We start from the raw sequence: 17,263 nt of genomic DNA on the forward strand, positions 1-17,263 counted from the left end.
CGTGGGCGTCAACGATCGCGGCTCTTTTTCCTTGCGACGTCGGTGCCTCGTTCCTAACTTCGGAGCCCGTTTGAGGAGTTTTAAATGCCGTTGCCGCCGCAAGAAGCCCTGATCTATCTTATGGTCATCACCTCCGCGTCCGATCGCGACATGACAAATGTCGAATTGGCGCGGATTGGCGACGTCGTCCGCTCATGGCCGGTGTTCGAGGACTTCGACCACGACCGGCTGGTCGGCGTCGCCCAGGACTGCCAAAAGTTGCTGCACGAAAAGGACGGCTTGGAAGGCGTTTTGGCGCGCGTCGCTGAAGCACTGCCCGATCGCCTGCTTGACACCGCCTATGCCGCGGCCTTCGAGGTTGCGGCCGTCGACCTCGAAATGCGCTTGGAGGAGGTGAGGGTGCTGCAGCTTATCCGTCGCCAGCTCGATCTCGACACGCTCACCGTCGCCGCCATCGCCCGTGCTGCCAAGGCTCGCCTGCGCACGCTGACTTGATCCAGACGCCAACGGGTCAGAAGAAGCTGACCGGGCCGGATCAGAAAAAACTGACCGGGAAGTAGCGCAGATAGAATTCGGCAAAGATACCCTTCACTGAAATCTCCTGCAGTGCGTAGTCGAACGCTGCGGCCAGCGCTGGATCGTTGGCCCTGGTGGCGATGGCCATACCCGACCCCAGATATTCGGGCGCCAGATAGGGACCGCCGGCAAAGCGGCAGCAGGCTGCGGCATTCGAACTACCCAGCCAGAAGGCGAAGCGCATGCCGTCGCCGAAGCCGGCGTCGACCTTGCCGGCCTTGAGACCATCGTAGAGCGCTTCCAGCTGCGCGAAAGGAACGACCTGAACGGTGCCGAAATAATCGCGCAGCATCCGCTCATGCGCGGAGCCTGCGACCACGCCGACGCGCTTGCCACGCAGTCTGTCGAAGATAGGCTCCGTGAGCGCCTTTGCCTTCGGCATGATGAAGCGCGCCGGAAACTGCAGGTAGGAACGCGAGAAGGCATATTTTGACCGCGACTCCGGCGTGGCGGCAATGCCGGCAATGATCGCTTCCCCTTCGCCCTTCTGCAGTGCCCCTTCGAGCTCGGCCCAAGGCAGCGCCTGGATCTGGCATTTTTCGGCGATGCCGAGCTCGGCGCAGATCGCGCGCGCCAGATCGACATGGAAGCCGGACAAGCGGCCCGCTCCGTCGAGGAAGTTGAACGGCGGGAAATCGGTGGTGGTCAGGAATCTCAGACGCGGCAGCGCGGACAGGTCAGGCTTCGGCAGCCGCTCCTTGGCATCCCACAGCACCGGCACTTGCGGCTCCGCGGCACGCGCTCCCGTGAGCCACGCTGCCCCCGTCATTGCCAGCATCAAGACGATGGTCATCCACCGAATCGTCACGATCGAGCTCCGCCCTGTCCTGTCCAATGTGGCTTTTGGTACGAAAATGCCACAGGCACAACGGTTTTTGATTTCATCACGCCGATTTAGGGCTATGCTTCAGCGAGCTTGCAAACATGTGTGGCGGTCGGCTGGAGGGTAGCCGCAAGCCGCTGCAAACTGAGGGGAGCAGGTTTGTAATCCGGGGTCGAGGGCAAAGTGCGGGTCAAGCACTGGGCCGTTGATCTCAACGCGGGAAGGCAACATGGGGTAGATGTTGCAATGGGCCACTTCGATCGCACACTGGAATTCATAGATCAGCTGCAGCACGCCGATACGGCGGCCGCGGTCTGCGAAAAGCTGCTTGGCATAACCTCGGAGTTCGGCCTGACGGCGCTGATGGCCGGAACGGTTCCGCAGCCGGGCACGCCAAGAGGCCAGCAAAAGGACCATGTGCTGCTTTGCGAGTGGCCGGGAGAATGGCTGGAGCGCTATGTGGCGCGCAACTATGTCGACCATGACCCCGTCGTCAGCCATATGAAGCAGTTGCAGGCGCCGTTCCAGTGGCGGGAAGCGTCCCAGAGCATCCGCATCGACAAGAGCAGCGGCGAAGTGATGGGCGACGCCGGCGAATTCAAGCTGCGCGACGGATTGGCCTTCCCGCTGATCACGCTCGATGGCCAGATCGTCATGGTGTCGCTGGGCGGCGAGGCCGTCGAATTGTCGGGCGCCGATTTTGGGCTGGTGTCGCTGGTGGCGACCTATGCGATTGGCCGCGCCATGCAGATCCACACGATGGCGGCCAAGACCCTCGACCACCACGTCGAACTGACGCCGCGTGAGCGCGAATGCATGCAATGGGCCGCCGTCGGCAAGTCCGAATGGGAGATTTCACAGATTCTCGGCATTTCGGAACACACATCAGAGAAACACCTTCTTAACGCCAAAAGCAAACTCGGTGCCGTCAACCGGGTGCAGGCGGTCGCGGAAGCGATAAGGCGCGGCTATATTAGCTAGCTCGGCCGTGCCGGCCTAGAAATTCTTGCCTACGTGATCGCGTAATTTCCTCGGGACAGCCCGGCCGTATCTTCCTATTGAACCTAGGAGACGGCAGATGCTTTTTTCCCTTACAACACAGGAACTTATGGAACGTCCCGACCTTTGGGAGGCCGTTCATCGCTTACGCTACAAAATTTTCGTCGAGGAGATGGGGTGGACCGATCTGCAGCGCCCCGACGGCCTTGAGATCGATCAGTTCGACCATGACGAGGCGGTGCACCAACTCGTCATCCGCAATGGCGAGCTCGCCGGTTATCAGCGGATGTTGCCGACAACGCGTGCGCATCTTCTGACCGAGGTGCTGGCGGACCTCTTTGAAGGGACGCCGCCATCCGGGCCGAACGTGTGGGAACTGACCCGCTATGCGGTCGCGCCGGGCTTTCGTGACGGCAAGCGCGGCGTCTCCACGGTCGGCACCGAGCTCATTGCCGGCTTCGTCGAGTGGGGGCTGAAGCGGAATGTCAACCAGGTGATCATCGAGTTCGAGCCGATGTGGGTTCTGCGGGCGCTGCAGTTGCACTTCCTGGCGAAGCCGCTTGGCTACCAGCGCACCTATGGCAACCAGCAGGTCGTCGCCACACTGCTCACCTTCAACGAGCACACGCTTGAGGTGGTGCGGTCGCGTCGCAGTCATTTCGCGCCGGTCCTGGCCAGGGGATATCCCGACAGGCTCGGAATGAGGCAGGCCTCGTGAGAATTGGAGACAGCCATGAACATCCACCCGCAAACAGAGTTCCGCAATCATTCGTTGATCGTCACGGTGTCGTCGGATGACGGCCGGCCGGTGCTGGACGGGCGAGCCTATGAAAGCCTGGCCAGGATCTTCCACGAAGCTGCAATCGACGATGATGTGCGCGTCGTGGTGCTGCGCGGCCTCGCCGGCTGCTTCTGCCTCGGCGGCGATTTCTCCGAGTTCCTCGACGCCACCAAGCATCAACGGTTGATCGCTGCCGTCACCGACATGTTCCGCACGTTGGCGACGTTCCCCAAACCGGTCCTTGCCTGTGTCGACGGCGATGCCGTCGGTGTCGGCTGCACCATCCTGTTCCATTGCGACATGGTGATCGCATCTGACGAAAGCACGTTCCGGGTGCCGTTCGTCGATTTCGGCCTCGTGCCGGACGCGGCGACCAGCATCCTGGCGCCGCAGAAACTCGGTTATGCCGGCGCTTTCCGCTTCTTCTGCCTGGGCGACACGCTCAGTGCCGCGGACGCCAGGATGCTGGGCCTGGTCACGGAGATCGTGGTCGGCGACGTCGAGGAAGCCGCACTTGGCAGAGCCAGGCAACTCGCCAAGAAGCCGGTTGCCGCACTGCTGCAGACGCGCGACCTGCTCAAGGGCGACACAGGCGCACTCTGCGATCGCATCGACCAGGAGATTTCGCTATTTCAGCAGGCTTTGCAGGACGATACCACACTGCGGCGGCTGCAGCGGATTGCCCGGCTGGCGGCATGAGACGTCATTCGGCAGAATGACAAAAATATCCGGAATCGTGCCGCGCGTCCTTGGGGGCGCGCGGCAGCGCTTCAGGCCTGTCTTCCCAGGAACGAAGGCCCTTCCCCGATGATTTTCTTGTCTTCCTTGCCGATGGCGTCGAGATCGCGGCCGTCATAGGGAAGCGACAACAGGATGCGCCGGATGATGGCAAGTCGCGCGCGCCGCTTGTCGTTGGCCTGGATGATGATCCAGGGCGCGAATTCCTTATGGGTGCGTTCGAACATGAGATCGCGCGCCTTGGTGTAATCGTCCCATTTGGCGATGCCGGCAATATCGATCGGCGAGAATTTCCAGTTCTTCAAAGGACTCCAGCGGCGATCGTGAAACCGCTCAAGCTGTGTTTCCCGACCGATGTTCAGCCAGAATTTGAAGAAATGGATGCCCTCGTTGCAGATCATCCGTTCAAAATACGGCGTCTCGTCCAGGAATCTCTGATGCTGCTCCGGCGTGCAGAAGCCCATGACCGGCTCGACGCCGGCTCGATTGTACCAGGAGCGGTCGAAGGTGACGAACTCGCCGGATGTCGGAAAGTGCGCGACATAGCGCTGGAAATACCATTGCCCGATTTCGGTTGGGCTAGGCTTGGTCAGCGCCACGTTGCGCGCAGTCCTGGGGTTCATGTACTGGCGCAGCGCGAAGATTGTGCCGCCCTTGCCGGCGGCATCGCGTCCTTCGAACAGCGACATCACCCGCTTGCCCGTCGATTGCAGCCATGCCTGCGCCTTGACCAACTCGATCTGCAGCCGCTCGAGCGTCTCGTCATACTCGTCGCTTTTCATTTTCTTGTCGTAGGGGTAGCCGCCGGCGGTCAGCTTGTTGTCCTCGATCCAGTCCGGAAGCTTGGGATCCTCGATGTCGAACTCGAACTCCTTGCCGTTGATCCGGATCTTTTGCGGACCCGGAACAGGCGCGGCGGCATCTTCCTTGGGGTTTTCCATCGAGACCAACCTTTCCAGCTTCCGGACTCATGCTATTGGGAGCCTTACTGCATCGGCCCGAAAATCGGAATCGATTTTCGAAAGGAACGATGCAGCAGATTAGTGATAGCGACGGTCAGCGGGAAGTTTCCAACCTGCCGGTCGGGGTGGGGACGGAGGCATAGTGCGCGCGAATGGCTGACAGTAGCTGACAATGGCTTTTATGGGCGGCGCAGAACAGCGAACCACGGCGCAAGCCGTCGCCACCCGGTTGTGGAACAGCCGCTGGCTGCTTGCGACCGGCATCGTCGCGATCTTGACGGTCTATGGTTTCGCAGACATGTCCTTCTATGTTGTGCTGCTGGCATGTGCGGTGCTGCTGCTCGCCGCCGCGATGCTGCCGGCCGGCGTAGCGCGCCAATCCGCGGAGGATGCCGCGGCGATCGAGGCAGGCGGGCTGCAACAGCTGTCGGGAGAATATCTGGCGGCTGCCGTTGCCGATCCGCTGATCATCTTCGATCGCGCCGCGACGATTGTCCATGCCAACGCCGCCGCCTTCGCCGCCTTCGGCGGCATCGCACCGGGCATGTCGCTGTCGCTGAAATTCCGCGCGCCCGAGATGCAGGCCTTGCTGGACAGTATCCTGTCGGGCGCCGCCGCTTCGGACGTCGTCGAATATACCGAAAAGCTGCCGGTCGAACGGGCCTATCGCGTGAGTGCATCTTCGGTCGGCCACGGCACCGACCTCTATGTGCTGGTCTTCAAGGACCAGAGCGAGGCGCGCCGGATCGACCGGATGCGGGCCGACTTCATCGCCAATGCCAGCCATGAGTTGCGAACTCCGCTCGCCTCGATTTCCGGTTTCATCGAGACGCTGCGCGGCCCAGCCCGCAACGACCCGGCGGCGCGCGAGCAGTTCCTGCAGATCATGCACAACCAGACCGGCCGCATGGCGCGCCTGATCGACGACCTGCTGTCGCTGTCGCGGCTGGAGATGAAACCCTATCTGAAGCCGGGAACCGAGGTCGATCTCCGCCAGACCCTCGACAGCGTCATCGATTCGCTGGGTCCGCTTGCCCGGGAAAACGGCGTTGCCATCGAGCGGGATTTCGCGAAAGGACCACTCAATGTGCCGGGGGATCGCGATGAACTTTTCCAGGTTTTCGAAAATCTGCTGGAAAACGCCTGCAAATACGGACAGTCGGGTGGACGTGTCGTGGTGACGATTGCCCACAGCGATGACGGTCCCGAACCGGGCATCGACATCACCATCCGGGACTTTGGCCCCGGCATTCCCGAGGAGCACATCCCGCGCATCACCGAACGTTTCTACCGCGTCGATGTCGAAAACAGCCGGACCCAGAAGGGCACCGGCCTTGGCCTTTCCATCGTCAAGCATATCCTGACGCGCCACAACGCCAGGCTGTCGATCAAGTCGGAGGTCGGCAACGGCGCAGCTTTCACGGTGCATTTGCCGGTGCACTGACACCTCACTATCTAAGCACGCGCCGGCCCGAGTACCGGAAGACTTTAGGACCACCCGATGCGTGGATACAGGACTTTAGAGCCTACTCTGTGGCCTAGTGGACGCACGTCGCTCTATCGCTTTCTTTTTTCTGTCATCCGGCTAGCGTATCAGCGGGGATTCGAGGAACGACTCGGACCAGAAGACCCGGGAAGGCATCTCCATGCAGTCCGTGCACATCGTCAGCGCCTATGACGAGGAGCTGAAATATCTGTCGAAGCGCATTGCCGCGATGGGCGGGCATGCCGAACGCATGGTCGAACAGGCGATTGCGGCCTTGGTCAACGCCGACCCTGGCCTTGCCCAGAAGGTCATCCGCGACGATGCCGTTCTGGACCAGGGGCAGCGCGAGATCGACGACAAGGCGATCATCATCATCGCCAAGCGCCAGCCGATGGCGACGGATTTGCGCGAGATCGTCGGCGCGATCCGCATCTCGGCGGATCTCGAGCGGGTCGGCGACCTCGGCAAGAATGTCGCCAAGCGCGTGGTTGCCGTCATAGAAGGGCGCCAGCCGACCAGCCTGTTCCGCGGCATCGAGGCTTTGGCGGACCTGGCGTTGACGCAGCTCAAGGAAGTGCTCGACGTCTACGCGTCGCGCTCGGTGGAAAAGATCGGCTTCGTGCGTGACCGCGACGATCAGATCGACGCCGTGTACACCTCGCTGTTTCGCGAGTTGCTGACCTACATGATGGAAGATCCGCGCAACATCACGCCCTGCACGCACCTGCTGTTCTGCGCCAAGAACATCGAGCGGATCGGCGACCACGCCACCAATATCGCCGAGACGATCTACTACATCGTCACCGGCGACCAGATGCCGGCCGAGCGGCCGAAGGGCGACAAGACAGACAAGATTGTGCTTCCCGCAACGCTACCGGCGAAGTGAGCGGCTGCCTCTCGAACCCATTGCTGATTTAGGCTAAGCTTTACCGAACGTTCCTGATCCTGACCCGAGGCCATGCCTCCAGGAGGTAGCGATGGAAACCGTTCGGAACCTGACGCCGGCCCCGCCGACATCGGCCATCGTCGCTTCCAGCGTCTATACCGCCGGCCGGCGTGTCGCCGACATTCCGATCGAGGAAGCCGGCGAATGGGCCAAGAAGCCAGGTCATGTCGTCTGGATCGGCTTGCTGGAGCCGGACCGCGACCTGTTGCTTCGTGTCCAGGCGCAATTCCACCTGCACGATCTGGCGATCGAGGACGCCGAGCATCCGCATCAGCGGCCGAAGATCGAGCAATATGGCGATGCGTTGTTCATCGTTGCCCGCACGGCTCAACTGATCGACAGGCGCGTCACCTTCGGCGAGACGCATCTGTTCGTCGGCGCCGGCTACATCGTCAGCGTCAGGCACGGTCCGTCGACTTCTTATGCCGCCGTTCGCCAGCATTGGGAAAGCTGCCCGCATTCGCTAGCCAAAGGCGAGGATTTCGTCCTCTATGCCATTCTCGATTTCATCGTCGACAACTACATGCCGGTGCTCGAGCAGATCGAGGACGAGGTCGAGGCGATCGAGGACAGGGTTCTGCTGAAGCCGATGACCGGCTCCGACATAGAGCGGCTCTACATGCTGCGCCGCGATCTCTTGCGCCTGCGCAACGCCGCGCTGCCGCTGGTGGAAGTCTGCCGCCGGTTGACCAGCGCCGACCTGCCGCAGATCCATGTGGCCATGCACCCGCTGTTCCGCGACGTCACCGACCACATCCGCACCGTCCAGGAGAAGATCGACAGCTTGCGGGAGGTGCTCGCATTTGCCTTCGAGGCGAGCCTCCTGGTTGGCCAGAGCCAGGAAACGGCGATCACCAAGAAGCTCGCCTCATGGGCTGCAATCCTGGCGGTGCCGACGGCGCTCGCAGGCATCTACGGCATGAACTTCAACGACATGCCGGAACTTAGGATGGAATATGGCTATCCGGTCGTTCTGGGAGCGATTATTTTGGTCTGCTCGGTTCTCTACTGGCGCTTCCGCAAGAGCGGCTGGCTGTGAAGAGTAGGGCAGTAGAGCAGTAGAGCAGTAGGGAAAGATGGCGCCTCACGAGCGCAGTCTTTTGCAGTTCACCCCATATATACTGCCGTACCCCCTCACTCCCTTACTCCCCTACCTACTGCGCCGCCGCTCCGAAGCGGGCTGAAACGCAACGCGGGCGTGATACTTGCAATAGGGTCCGGTTTCGGCCGCGTCGTTGCCGCAGAAATGGAACTCCTCCGAAAGCGGATCGCCATTCGGCCATTTGCATGTCCGCTCGGTCAATTCGACGAGCTGCAGATGCCGCGAGATCGGCACGACGACGTTCTCGACCGGACGGACATAATGACGCGTCACCGGTACGGCGTCGAATTGCGCCTGCAGCGCGGTCGCGCCGATCGACGTGGTGATATGCCGCGCAGTGCTCGCGGCCCGCGACACCGATTTCTGCACGCTCGATCCCTGCACGCTTTTCTTCTGGCGTGCCGGCGTGGCAGTCGCGCGTCCGCGGCCCGACAGTTTCAGCCGATGCACCTTGCCGATGACGGCATTGCGGCTGACACCCCCAAGCTGTGCGGCGATCTGGCTGGCGCTCAGCCCCTCCGACCACAATTTTCTAAGAAGTTCGACCCGCTCGTCAGTCCAATTCATGAGACCGCGCTCCTGCTGAAATGTGCGGCGATCGGAATCCTTCCACGATCCGGCTTCCGCCGGGCAGACACCACATATATCGGGTGATTAGGTCCGCCGCACGAAATCTAGTTATTTCTCGACCTATAAGTACCTTATGCGCTGACTCGGTGACAAGAGTCCGAGGGCCAACACGAATCGGTTTTTTCGGTTTTCCCCAACTTGCCCGGTCGCTGATGAGCCGGCGTCTCGCTGGAAAGCTTGCCGCGCGTCCTTGCGCGACGTTTTCGTTGACTTCATGGCCGAAAAACACGATAAGCCGCACAGGCCGCCGCTTTGGCGGCTTTTTGATTTTCCGGTTCCGGAGACGCATATAATGAGCGGTTCGGCGCTTTTCGAGACCTTTACCCGCGCGCCCCTGGCCTTCGACCATGGGGAAGGCACCTGGCTGGTCACCGACAAGGGCGAGCGATATCTCGATTTTGGCGGCGGCGTTGCCGTGAATTCGCTGGGCCACAGCCATCCGCATCTGGTCTCGGCACTCACCGAGCAGGCGGCCAAGCTCTGGCATGTCTCCAACCTCTACGAGATTCCGGGGCAGAGCCGTCTGGGCGAGCGGCTGGCCGACGCAACCTTCGCCGACAAGGTGTTCTTCACCAATTCCGGCGCCGAGGCGCTGGAATGCGCCATCAAGACGGCGCGGCGCTACCATTTCGTCAAGGGCCATCCCGAGCGCTTTCGCATCGTCACCTTCGAAGGCGCTTTTCATGGCCGCACGCTGGCGACCATCGCCGCCGGCGGCCAGTACAAATACCTGGAAGGTTTCGGCCCCAAGGTCGAAGGTTTCGACCAGGTCGGTTTCGACGACATCGAGGCCGTCGAAAAGGCGATCACATCAGAGACCGCCGCGATCCTGATCGAGCCGGTGCAGGGCGAGGGCGGTATTCGCCCGGTGCCGACACAGTCGCTGAAGCGGTTGAGGCAGCTCTGCGAACAGCATGATCTGCTGCTGATCTTCGACGAGGTCCAGTGCGGCATCGGCCGCACTGGAAAACTGTTCGCGCATGAATGGGCTGGCGTCACGCCCGACATCATGGCCGTCGCCAAGGGCATCGGCGGCGGCTTCCCGGTGGGCGCCTGCCTTGCCACCGACGAGGCCGCCGTCGGCATGACCGCCGGCGTGCACGGCACCACTTTCGGCGGCAATCCGCTGGCGATGGCGGTCGGCAACGCCGTGCTCGACGTCGTGCTGGCAGACGGTTTTCTGGAGGATGTGCAGCGCAAGGCGTTGCTGCTGAAGCAGGGGCTGGCGGGCGTCGCCGACGAATTTCCCGATGTCATCGAAGACATCAGAGGCAGCGGCCTGATGCTCGGCCTGAAATGCGCCGCGCCCAACACCAAGGTGAACATGGCATTGCGCGACCAGCATCTGCTGGCGGTTCCTGCCGGCGACAACGTTCTTCGCCTGCTGCCGCCGCTCACCGTCACCGACGCCGAGATCCATGCGGCGCTCGACCGCATCCGCGCCGGCGCCCGGGGCCTGTCGGACGCCATCGCCGCGGCTGCGGCGAAATAACAGTCGGAAGACCCACATGAGCCTTCGCCATTTCACCGATCTTTCCGCCGTTTCCGAGGGCGATCTGCGCCTTATGCTGGACGATGCCGTCGTGCGAAAGGCAAGGCTCAAGGCTGGCGAGCGGACAAAACCGCTTGAAGGCAAGGTGCTGGCGATGATCTTCGACAAGCCGTCGACGCGCACGCGCGTGTCCTTCGACGTCGGCATGCGTCAGCTCGGCGGCGAGACCATCATGCTGACCGGCGCCGAGATGCAACTCGGCCGCTCCGAAACCATCGCCGACACGGCCAAGGTGCTGTCGCGCTATGTCGACGCGATCATGATCCGCACCACATCGCATGACCGGCTGCTGGAACTGACCGAGAACGCCACCGTCCCCGTCATCAACGGGCTGACCGACGATACCCATCCCTGCCAGCTGATGGCCGACATCATGACCTTCGAGGAGCATCGCGGCCCGGTCGCCGGCAAGACCATCGCCTGGACCGGCGACGGCAACAACGTGCTGCATTCACTGCTGGAGGCCTCGGCGCGGTTCCGCTTCAACCTCAACGTCGCCGTGCCGGAAGGCAGCGAGCCGGCGCAGAAGCATGTCGACTGGTCGAGGGCGCATGGCGGCAAGTTGAACTTCACCCGCTCGCCCGAGGAGGCCGTCCACGAGGCCGACTGTGTCGTTACCGATTGCTGGGTGTCGATGGGCCAGGAGCACCGTGCTCGCGGCCACAATGTCTTCTCACCCTATCAGGTCAATGCGGCACTGATGGCGAAGGCAAAGTCCGACGCCTTGTTCATGCACTGCCTGCCGGCGCATCGCGGCGAGGAGGTCACCGACGAAGTCATGGACGGCCCGCATTCGGTGGTGTTCGACGAGGCCGAGAACCGGCTCCACGCGCAGAAGGCGGTTTTGGCCTGGTGCCTCGGCGCTTGATCCGGGTCACCGTGATCCGGGCCGCCGTTATCCCGGCCGCCTTGATCCGGGAGTGCGTGATGCCTATCTCAGGCGCATCACGCAAATCGAGCGCGTTTCGACGCATGCGCCCCGGAGGGCGGCATCGCCGCGCCCCGGAGCTTTGTCATGTTGGAAACCCGTCAATTGGCTGAACATCAACCCAAACTCGGCGAATTCGGCTACGCCGGCGACGATCATGTCGTGCCTTTCGAGGTCGGCCCGCTCGACGTGCGCGGCCGTACCGTCCAGCTCGGGCCGATGCTCGACGCGATCCTCGGTCGGCATGACTATCCCGAGCCGGTCGCCCGCCTGCTGGCGGAAGCTTGCGTGCTGACGGTGCTGCTCGGCACCTCGCTCAAATTCGAAGGCAAGTTCATCCTGCAGACCCGCACCGACGGGCCGGTCGACATGCTGGTGGCGGATTTTTCCACGCCGCATGCGCTGCGTGCCTATGCCCGCTTCGACGCCGACCGGCTGGAGGCACTGACGTCTGCCGGCGAGACCTCGCAGCGGACGCTGCTTGGCAGCGGTGTCCTGGCGCTGACCATCGACCAGGGCGCCCACACGCAGCGCTATCAGGGCATCGTCCAGCTCGACGGCGAGACGCTCGAGGAGGCCGCGCGCACCTATTTCCGGCAGTCGGAGCAGATCCCGACCGATCTCAGGCTTTCGGTGGCCAAGCTGTTGACGCCCGGCATCGGCGGTGCCCGCGAGCAATGGCGCGCCGGCGGCATCCTGGCGCAGTTCCTGCCGCAATCGCCCGAACGCATGCGCGTGCCCGACCTTCCGGGTGGCGACGGCGATCCGCGCGAGGAGATCCATGATCCGGCCGACAATTCCTGGCAGGAACTGCTCGCGTTGCTTGGCACCATCGAGCCGACGGAACTGATCGACCCGACGATCGGCGCCGAGCGGTTGCTTTACCGGCTGTTCCACGAGCACGGCGTGCGCGTCTTCGGCGGCGTGCCGGTAGCCGACCAGTGCTCATGCTCCAGGGAGAAGATCCGCGGCATTCTCGGAGGCTTCTCCGCCGACGAGATCAGGGACAGCACCGAGGATGGCGGCATTCACGTCGCCTGCGAATTCTGCTCGAAGCAATATGACTTCGACCCGGCGGAATTTGCTGCGGCTCAATAGAATTGAAATCACCGACGAAGCGTTGGCGCTGCCCCTCACCCTTACCGTCTCCCCGTGAAGAACGGGGAGAGGGGGCGCCAGCGTTGCGACAGGTTGTCCAGTTGATAGATAGATGGGTTCCCTTTTCCCCGTTCACTATACGGGGAGAAGGTGCCGGCAGGCGGATGAGGGGCAGCACGACCTTCCGGCCATCTATCTCTCTCAGTTCACCGTCCGCCGCGTGCCCGGCAGGTCGAGCGAAAAGGCGGGGATGGCGACGTCGAACGTTTCGCCCCGCTTGTTGCGCATCGTGTAGTGGCCGACCATGATGCCGGATGGCGTCGAGAGTGGGCAGCCAGACGTATACTGATAACTGTCGCCTGGATTGAGTTCAGGCTGGTCGCCGACAACGCCGGCGCCGCGCACCTCCTCGACCCGGCCGGTGCCGTCGGTGATCTGCCAGTAGCGCGACAGAAGCTGCACGAATTCATCCGACTGGTTGTCGATGGTCACCTGGTAGCCCCAGACATAGCGGTTCTCCGAAGGGTCGGAGCGATCTTCCAGATAGAACGGCCTGACCTGCACTTCGATGTCGCGCGTGAGGGCGCTGTACATAAATCACTCCACACTATGCAGACGGAACATTCGACCCTCTCCGCAGTTCGGTCAACGGGGTGCGTCGCCTCGGTGTCTGCCATCGTTGCCCGAATTTGTTAAGCGCAGGTGCCGAACAACAATGTCATTTAAGTGACACGTGACAATGATGGTGTGCAGGGCCGGGGATGGTGTGCAGGGCCGGGCGACTCAGCATTCTGTCGAACTGTTGAAAACGGCTTCATGCGGCCGGTTTTTTCTGGAGCGACCAGATATTGATGGAATTGACAGTCACAGCCGCCTTGCTTTCCATAGTTCTGCTTGTTGTCAATCTCGCCAGCATCCTGCTCGCTTCGTTGAAGCTGAAGCGGCCTGGCAGGATCACGCCGCCAGCCGCCAAGGCGCCGCCGGTGTCGATCGTCGTGCCGTCGCGCGGCGTCGAGCCGTTTACCGAGGAGACGCTCGAGCGCGCCTTCTCGCTCGACTGGCCGCACTATGAGCTCATCTTCTGCGTCGCCCATGCCGACGACCCGGTGGTCGGGCGGATCACCGATGCGATCGCCCGCTTTCCGGCCGTGCCGGCCCGGCTGCTCGTCGGCGACGACCGCATCAGCGGCAATCCGAAACTCAACAATTGCGTGAAGGGCTGGGAGGCCGCGCGCCACCACTGGGTCGTCCTTGCCGATTCCAACGTCCTGATGCGGAGGGACTATGTCCAGCATCTGATGACGGCATGGCGGCAGGACACCGGCCTCGTCTGCTCGACGCCGATCGGCTCGCGGCCGGACGGGATCTGGGCGGAGGTCGAATGCGCTTTCCTCAATACGCTGCAGGCGCGCTGGCAATATACCGGCGAGGCGCTCGGCCTCGGTTTTGCCCAGGGCAAGAGCATGCTGTGGAACAAGCCATTGCTCGACGCCAATGGCGGCATCCGTGCGCTTGCTGCGGAGATTGCCGAGGATGCCGCTGCGACCAAGCTTGTCAACGGGCTCGGACTGCGCGTCAATCTCGTTGCCTCGCCGTTCGAGCAGCCGCTCGGCTTGCGCACATTTGGCGAAATCTGGTCGCGCCAGGCCCGCTGGGCACGCCTGCGTCGCGTCACATTCCCACTGTTCTTCGCGCCCGAGATCCTGATCGGAGCGGCGCCGCCGCTGGTGCTGGCGCTGGTTGCGGCAGCAGGCGCCGGTTTCAGCCTGCCGGCTACCGCCGTCGCCGTGCTGATAGTCGCCTATCTGCCGGAATGCGCTCTCGCCTCGGCCAAGGGCTGGCACCTGTCGCTGCGCATGATCCCGGCGATGGTTGCGCGGGACGTGATGCTTCCCGCCATCTGGGTGCGCGGCTGGCTCAGCGGTGCCGTCGACTGGCGCGGCAACACGATGACCATCCAAACCAGCGCCGTTGCGGAATTGGAAGAGTCGCCGTCGGGCGCCTGACCGCGCCGCTTTGCAGATCAGAGCGCAGCAGTTCGGCGCGTATCCCTATCTGGCGGCTAAGGCCTGCTCGATGTCTTCGAGCAAGTCGTCAGTGTCCTCCAGTCCGACGGACAGCCTGAGCGTGCCTGGCCCGATGCCAAGTTCGGCCCGCGCCTCGTCGCTCAGATTCTTGTGTGTCGTCGTCGCCGGATGGGTGATCAGGCTCTTGGCGTCACCGAGATTGTTGGAGATCAGCACGACATCGAGCGCGTTCTGGAAGGCGAAGGCCGCCTGCTTGCCCCCCTTGACGTCGAGGCAGATCAGCGTCGAGCCGCCCGACATCTGCTTCTTGACGATCGCCGCCTGCGGGTGATCGGCGCGGCCGGGATAGATGACGCGGACAATTTCCGATCGCTCGGCGAGGAAGTCAGCGATCCGGCCGGCACTTTCCGTCTGCTGGCGAACGCGCAGCGGCAGCGTCTCCAGCCCCTTCAGCAGCGTCCAGGCATTGAAGGGCGAGAGGCTGGGACCGGTGTGGCGGAAGTAGTCGTGCAAATTCTCGTCGATCCACTTCTTGTCCGACAGGATGATGCCGCCGAGGCAGCGTCCCTGGCCGTCGATGTGCTTGGTCGCCGAATAGACGACGATATGGGCGCCGAGCTGCAACGGCTTCTGCTGCAAGGGCGTGGCAAAGACGTTGTCGACGATCAGCCGCGCGCCGATCGAATCGGCAAGCGAGGCTACGGCTGCGATGTCGACGACCTCCAGCGTTGGATTGGTCGGGCTTTCAAGGAAGAACAACTTGGTGTTGGGCCTGACCGCCTTTTCCCAATTGGCGATGTCGGTGCCGTCGACCAGCGTCGCCTCGATGCCGTATTTCGGCGCCAGCGTCTCGACGACCCAGCGGCAGGAGCCGAACAGCGCGCGCGCCGCCACGATGTGGTCGCCGGCCCGGGCGCTGCACAGCAACGCCGCCGTCACCGCCGCCATGCCGGATGCGGTGGCGCGGGCATCTTCGGCACCTTCCAGCGCACACATGCGCTTCTCGAACATGTCGACCGTCGGATTGGCATAGCGCGAATAGATGAAGCCCGGTTCCTCGCCCTTGAAGCGGGCTTCCGCCGCCTGCGCCGTGTCGTAGACATAGCCTTGCGTGAGATACATCGCCTCGGAGGTTTCGCCGAAGCCGGAACGCAGCGTTCCTGCATGCACGAGGGCGGTCTGAGGCTTCCAGTTGCGCGTTTTGCTCGTCATCACCTTGTTCCAAACACAAAAAATGGTCCAAACACAAAAAAACCGGCCGCGAAAGTCGCAACCGGTCGTACGGCCTTTCGGCCCGACGGTCCTTTAGCGACTTGTTTAACGTGGCTGCAAGCCGACCGGCCAAATCACCACGGGATAACGATCCTTTAGACCTGCACCGCGCTTGCGTCAATTGCCGGCATGATTAAGAGGTTTGTACCAGCGGGTTCCACGGCAAGAACCTGCGACAAGACGAGACCACGCCCGGCCTTCGAGCGGAGCCAGACTTTGCGGCAGACAGGCATTCTTCCGGATCAGGATATTTCCGCGCTGTACCAGTCGGGCGCGCTGAAGTCGCCGCGCGCGCTCGACGCCGACCAGGTCCAGCCGGCCAGCCTGGACCTCAGGCTTGGCGACAAGGCCTGGCGGGTGCGCGCCTCCTTCCTGCCCGGCCCCAACCACAGGGTTGCTGAAAAACTCGACCGCCTGAAGCTGCACGAAATCAATCTCACCGATGGTGCGGTGCTGGAGACGGGCTGCGTCTATATCGTGCCGCTGCTCGAGAGCCTGGCGCTTCCGGCAAACATTTCCGCCTCGGCCAACCCAAAAAGCTCGACCGGGCGGCTCGACATCTTCACCCGCGTGATGACCGATCGCGGCCACGAGTTCGACAAGATCGCTGCCGGCTACAACGGCCCGCTCTATCTCGAAGTCAGCCCGCGCACCTTTCCGATCGTCGTCCGCACCGGCTCGCGGCTGTCGCAGATCCGGTTCCGCACCGGCAACGCGCTTTTGTCGGAAAGCGAGCTGCACGAATTGCACCGTGCCGAGACGCTCGTCGCCACCGAGCCGCCGAACATTTCCGGCGGCGGCATCGCACTGTCGATCGACCTCGATGGTGACAAGGACGGGCTGGTCGGCTACCGCGGCAAGCACCACACCGGCCTGGTCGATGTCGACAAGCGCGCCGCGCAGGATGTCGTCGATTTCTGGGACCCGCTCTACAAGAGCGGTGCCGGCGAACTGGTGCTCGACCCGGACGAATTTTATATCCTCGTCAGCCAGGAAGCGGTGCATGTGCCGCCGCTCTATGCCGCCGAGATGACGCCCTTCGATCCGCTGGTCGGCGAATTCCGCGTCCACTATGCCGGTTTCTTCGATCCGGGTTTCGGCCATTCGGCCTCGGGCGGCACCGGCAGCCGGGCCGTGCTCGAAGTGCGCAGCCACGAAGTGCCGTTCATCCTCGATCACGGCCAGATCGTCGGACGGCTGGTCTACGAGCACATGCTGAAGCGGCCGCAGGCGCTCTACGGCACAGATCTCGGCTCGAACTATCAGGCGCAGGGCCTGAAACTGTCCAAGCATTTTCGCGCCGCGCGCTGATCGCCCGCTATGATCAGACCATGCTTGCCTGA

Annotated in this window: 17 protein-coding genes and 1 riboswitch; of the genes, 12 read left to right on the forward strand and 5 right to left on the reverse strand. The window is 62.7% G+C overall.

Annotated elements, in window-relative coordinates; genetic code table 11:
* The first annotated feature begins 84 nt into the window (after positions 1-84).
* On the forward strand, positions 85-495 hold the full coding sequence (locus tag AC0L2Z_RS11230) for a tellurite resistance TerB family protein (RefSeq protein ID WP_023802174.1): 411 nt from the start codon (positions 85-87) through the stop codon (positions 493-495).
* 40 nt (positions 496-535) lie between these two features.
* On the opposite strand, the gene AC0L2Z_RS11235 is transcribed toward AC0L2Z_RS11230, so the two are convergent.
* Positions 536-1,369: a transporter substrate-binding domain-containing protein gene (locus AC0L2Z_RS11235; protein WP_473490480.1), complete on the reverse strand. Its 834-nt coding sequence runs from the start codon at positions 1,367-1,369 to the stop codon at positions 536-538.
* 276 nt (positions 1,370-1,645) lie between these two features.
* Between AC0L2Z_RS11235 and AC0L2Z_RS11240 the strand changes: the two genes are divergently transcribed.
* The 3 genes from AC0L2Z_RS11240 to AC0L2Z_RS11250 all read left to right on the forward strand — a co-directional run bounded on the left by AC0L2Z_RS11240 (position 1,646) and on the right by AC0L2Z_RS11250 (position 3,878).
* Positions 1,646-2,380, forward strand: a complete 735-nt coding sequence (locus tag AC0L2Z_RS11240) for a helix-turn-helix transcriptional regulator (protein WP_023802176.1) — start codon at positions 1,646-1,648, stop codon at positions 2,378-2,380.
* 97 nt (positions 2,381-2,477) lie between these two features.
* Positions 2,478-3,116, forward strand: coding sequence for an acyl-homoserine-lactone synthase (locus tag AC0L2Z_RS11245; RefSeq protein ID WP_027155170.1), 639 nt, complete (start codon positions 2,478-2,480; stop codon positions 3,114-3,116).
* Between the two features lie 15 nt (positions 3,117-3,131).
* A complete protein-coding gene (locus AC0L2Z_RS11250) occupies positions 3,132-3,878 on the forward strand; it encodes an enoyl-CoA hydratase-related protein (protein WP_084646899.1) in 747 nt (248 codons plus the stop codon).
* 71 nt (positions 3,879-3,949) lie between these two features.
* On the opposite strand, the gene ppk2 is transcribed toward AC0L2Z_RS11250, so the two are convergent.
* On the reverse strand, positions 3,950-4,858 hold the full coding sequence (ppk2, locus tag AC0L2Z_RS11255) for a polyphosphate kinase 2 (protein ID WP_473627981.1): 909 nt from the start codon (positions 4,856-4,858) through the stop codon (positions 3,950-3,952).
* Positions 4,859-5,060: 202 nt separating this feature from the next.
* Here ppk2 and AC0L2Z_RS11260 point away from each other — a divergent pair, with 202 nt between their 5' ends.
* The 3 genes from AC0L2Z_RS11260 (at position 5,061) to AC0L2Z_RS11270 (ending at position 8,350) form a co-directional block, all read left to right on the forward strand.
* Positions 5,061-6,323 (forward strand): sensor histidine kinase, encoded by a 1,263-nt coding sequence (locus AC0L2Z_RS11260; protein ID WP_473627983.1) that lies wholly within the window; start codon positions 5,061-5,063, stop codon positions 6,321-6,323.
* A gap of 202 nt (positions 6,324-6,525) precedes the next feature.
* Positions 6,526-7,251: a phosphate signaling complex protein PhoU gene (phoU, locus tag AC0L2Z_RS11265; protein WP_023802181.1), complete on the forward strand. Its 726-nt coding sequence runs from the start codon at positions 6,526-6,528 to the stop codon at positions 7,249-7,251.
* Between the two features lie 91 nt (positions 7,252-7,342).
* Positions 7,343-8,350, forward strand: coding sequence for a magnesium and cobalt transport protein CorA (locus AC0L2Z_RS11270; protein WP_473627985.1), 1,008 nt, complete (start codon positions 7,343-7,345; stop codon positions 8,348-8,350).
* Between the two features lie 111 nt (positions 8,351-8,461).
* Here AC0L2Z_RS11270 and AC0L2Z_RS11275 read toward each other — a convergent pair whose 3' ends face one another.
* Positions 8,462-8,980 carry a GcrA family cell cycle regulator gene (locus AC0L2Z_RS11275; protein WP_023802183.1) on the reverse strand — a complete coding sequence of 173 codons (519 nt, stop codon included), beginning with the start codon at positions 8,978-8,980 and terminating at the stop codon, positions 8,462-8,464.
* Positions 8,981-9,335: 355 nt separating this feature from the next.
* On the opposite strand from AC0L2Z_RS11275, the gene AC0L2Z_RS11280 reads away from it, so the two are divergent.
* The 3 genes from AC0L2Z_RS11280 to AC0L2Z_RS11290 all read left to right on the forward strand — a co-directional run bounded on the left by AC0L2Z_RS11280 (position 9,336) and on the right by AC0L2Z_RS11290 (position 12,621).
* Entirely contained in the window at positions 9,336-10,535 is a 1,200-nt protein-coding gene (locus AC0L2Z_RS11280; protein WP_287174605.1) for an aspartate aminotransferase family protein, read from the forward strand.
* 16 nt (positions 10,536-10,551) lie between these two features.
* On the forward strand, positions 10,552-11,463 hold the full coding sequence (argF, locus tag AC0L2Z_RS11285; protein ID WP_473627986.1) for an ornithine carbamoyltransferase: 912 nt from the start codon (positions 10,552-10,554) through the stop codon (positions 11,461-11,463).
* Between the two features lie 147 nt (positions 11,464-11,610).
* On the forward strand, positions 11,611-12,621 hold the full coding sequence (locus AC0L2Z_RS11290; RefSeq protein WP_023802186.1) for an Hsp33 family molecular chaperone: 1,011 nt from the start codon (positions 11,611-11,613) through the stop codon (positions 12,619-12,621).
* A gap of 201 nt (positions 12,622-12,822) precedes the next feature.
* On the opposite strand, the gene apaG is transcribed toward AC0L2Z_RS11290, so the two are convergent.
* Positions 12,823-13,215, reverse strand: a complete 393-nt coding sequence (gene apaG, locus AC0L2Z_RS11295; RefSeq protein ID WP_473627988.1) for a Co2+/Mg2+ efflux protein ApaG — start codon at positions 13,213-13,215, stop codon at positions 12,823-12,825.
* Between the two features lie 257 nt (positions 13,216-13,472).
* Between apaG and AC0L2Z_RS11300 the strand changes: the two genes are divergently transcribed.
* Positions 13,473-14,627, forward strand: a complete 1,155-nt coding sequence (locus AC0L2Z_RS11300; protein ID WP_473627990.1) for a ceramide glucosyltransferase — start codon at positions 13,473-13,475, stop codon at positions 14,625-14,627.
* Between the two features lie 45 nt (positions 14,628-14,672).
* On the opposite strand, the gene AC0L2Z_RS11305 is transcribed toward AC0L2Z_RS11300, so the two are convergent.
* Positions 14,673-15,860 carry an O-succinylhomoserine sulfhydrylase gene (locus AC0L2Z_RS11305; protein WP_128169183.1) on the reverse strand — a complete coding sequence of 396 codons (1,188 nt, stop codon included), beginning with the start codon at positions 15,858-15,860 and terminating at the stop codon, positions 14,673-14,675.
* A gap of 73 nt (positions 15,861-15,933) precedes the next feature.
* Positions 15,934-16,011: riboswitch (SAM riboswitch) on the reverse strand.
* Positions 16,012-16,136: 125 nt separating this feature from the next.
* Between AC0L2Z_RS11305 and AC0L2Z_RS11310 the strand changes: the two genes are divergently transcribed.
* A complete protein-coding gene (locus AC0L2Z_RS11310) occupies positions 16,137-17,231 on the forward strand; it encodes a 2'-deoxycytidine 5'-triphosphate deaminase (RefSeq protein WP_473627991.1) in 1,095 nt (364 codons plus the stop codon).
* Positions 17,232-17,263: the final 32 nt, after the last annotated feature.

Source organism: Mesorhizobium sp. WSM4850 (assembly GCF_055811735.1).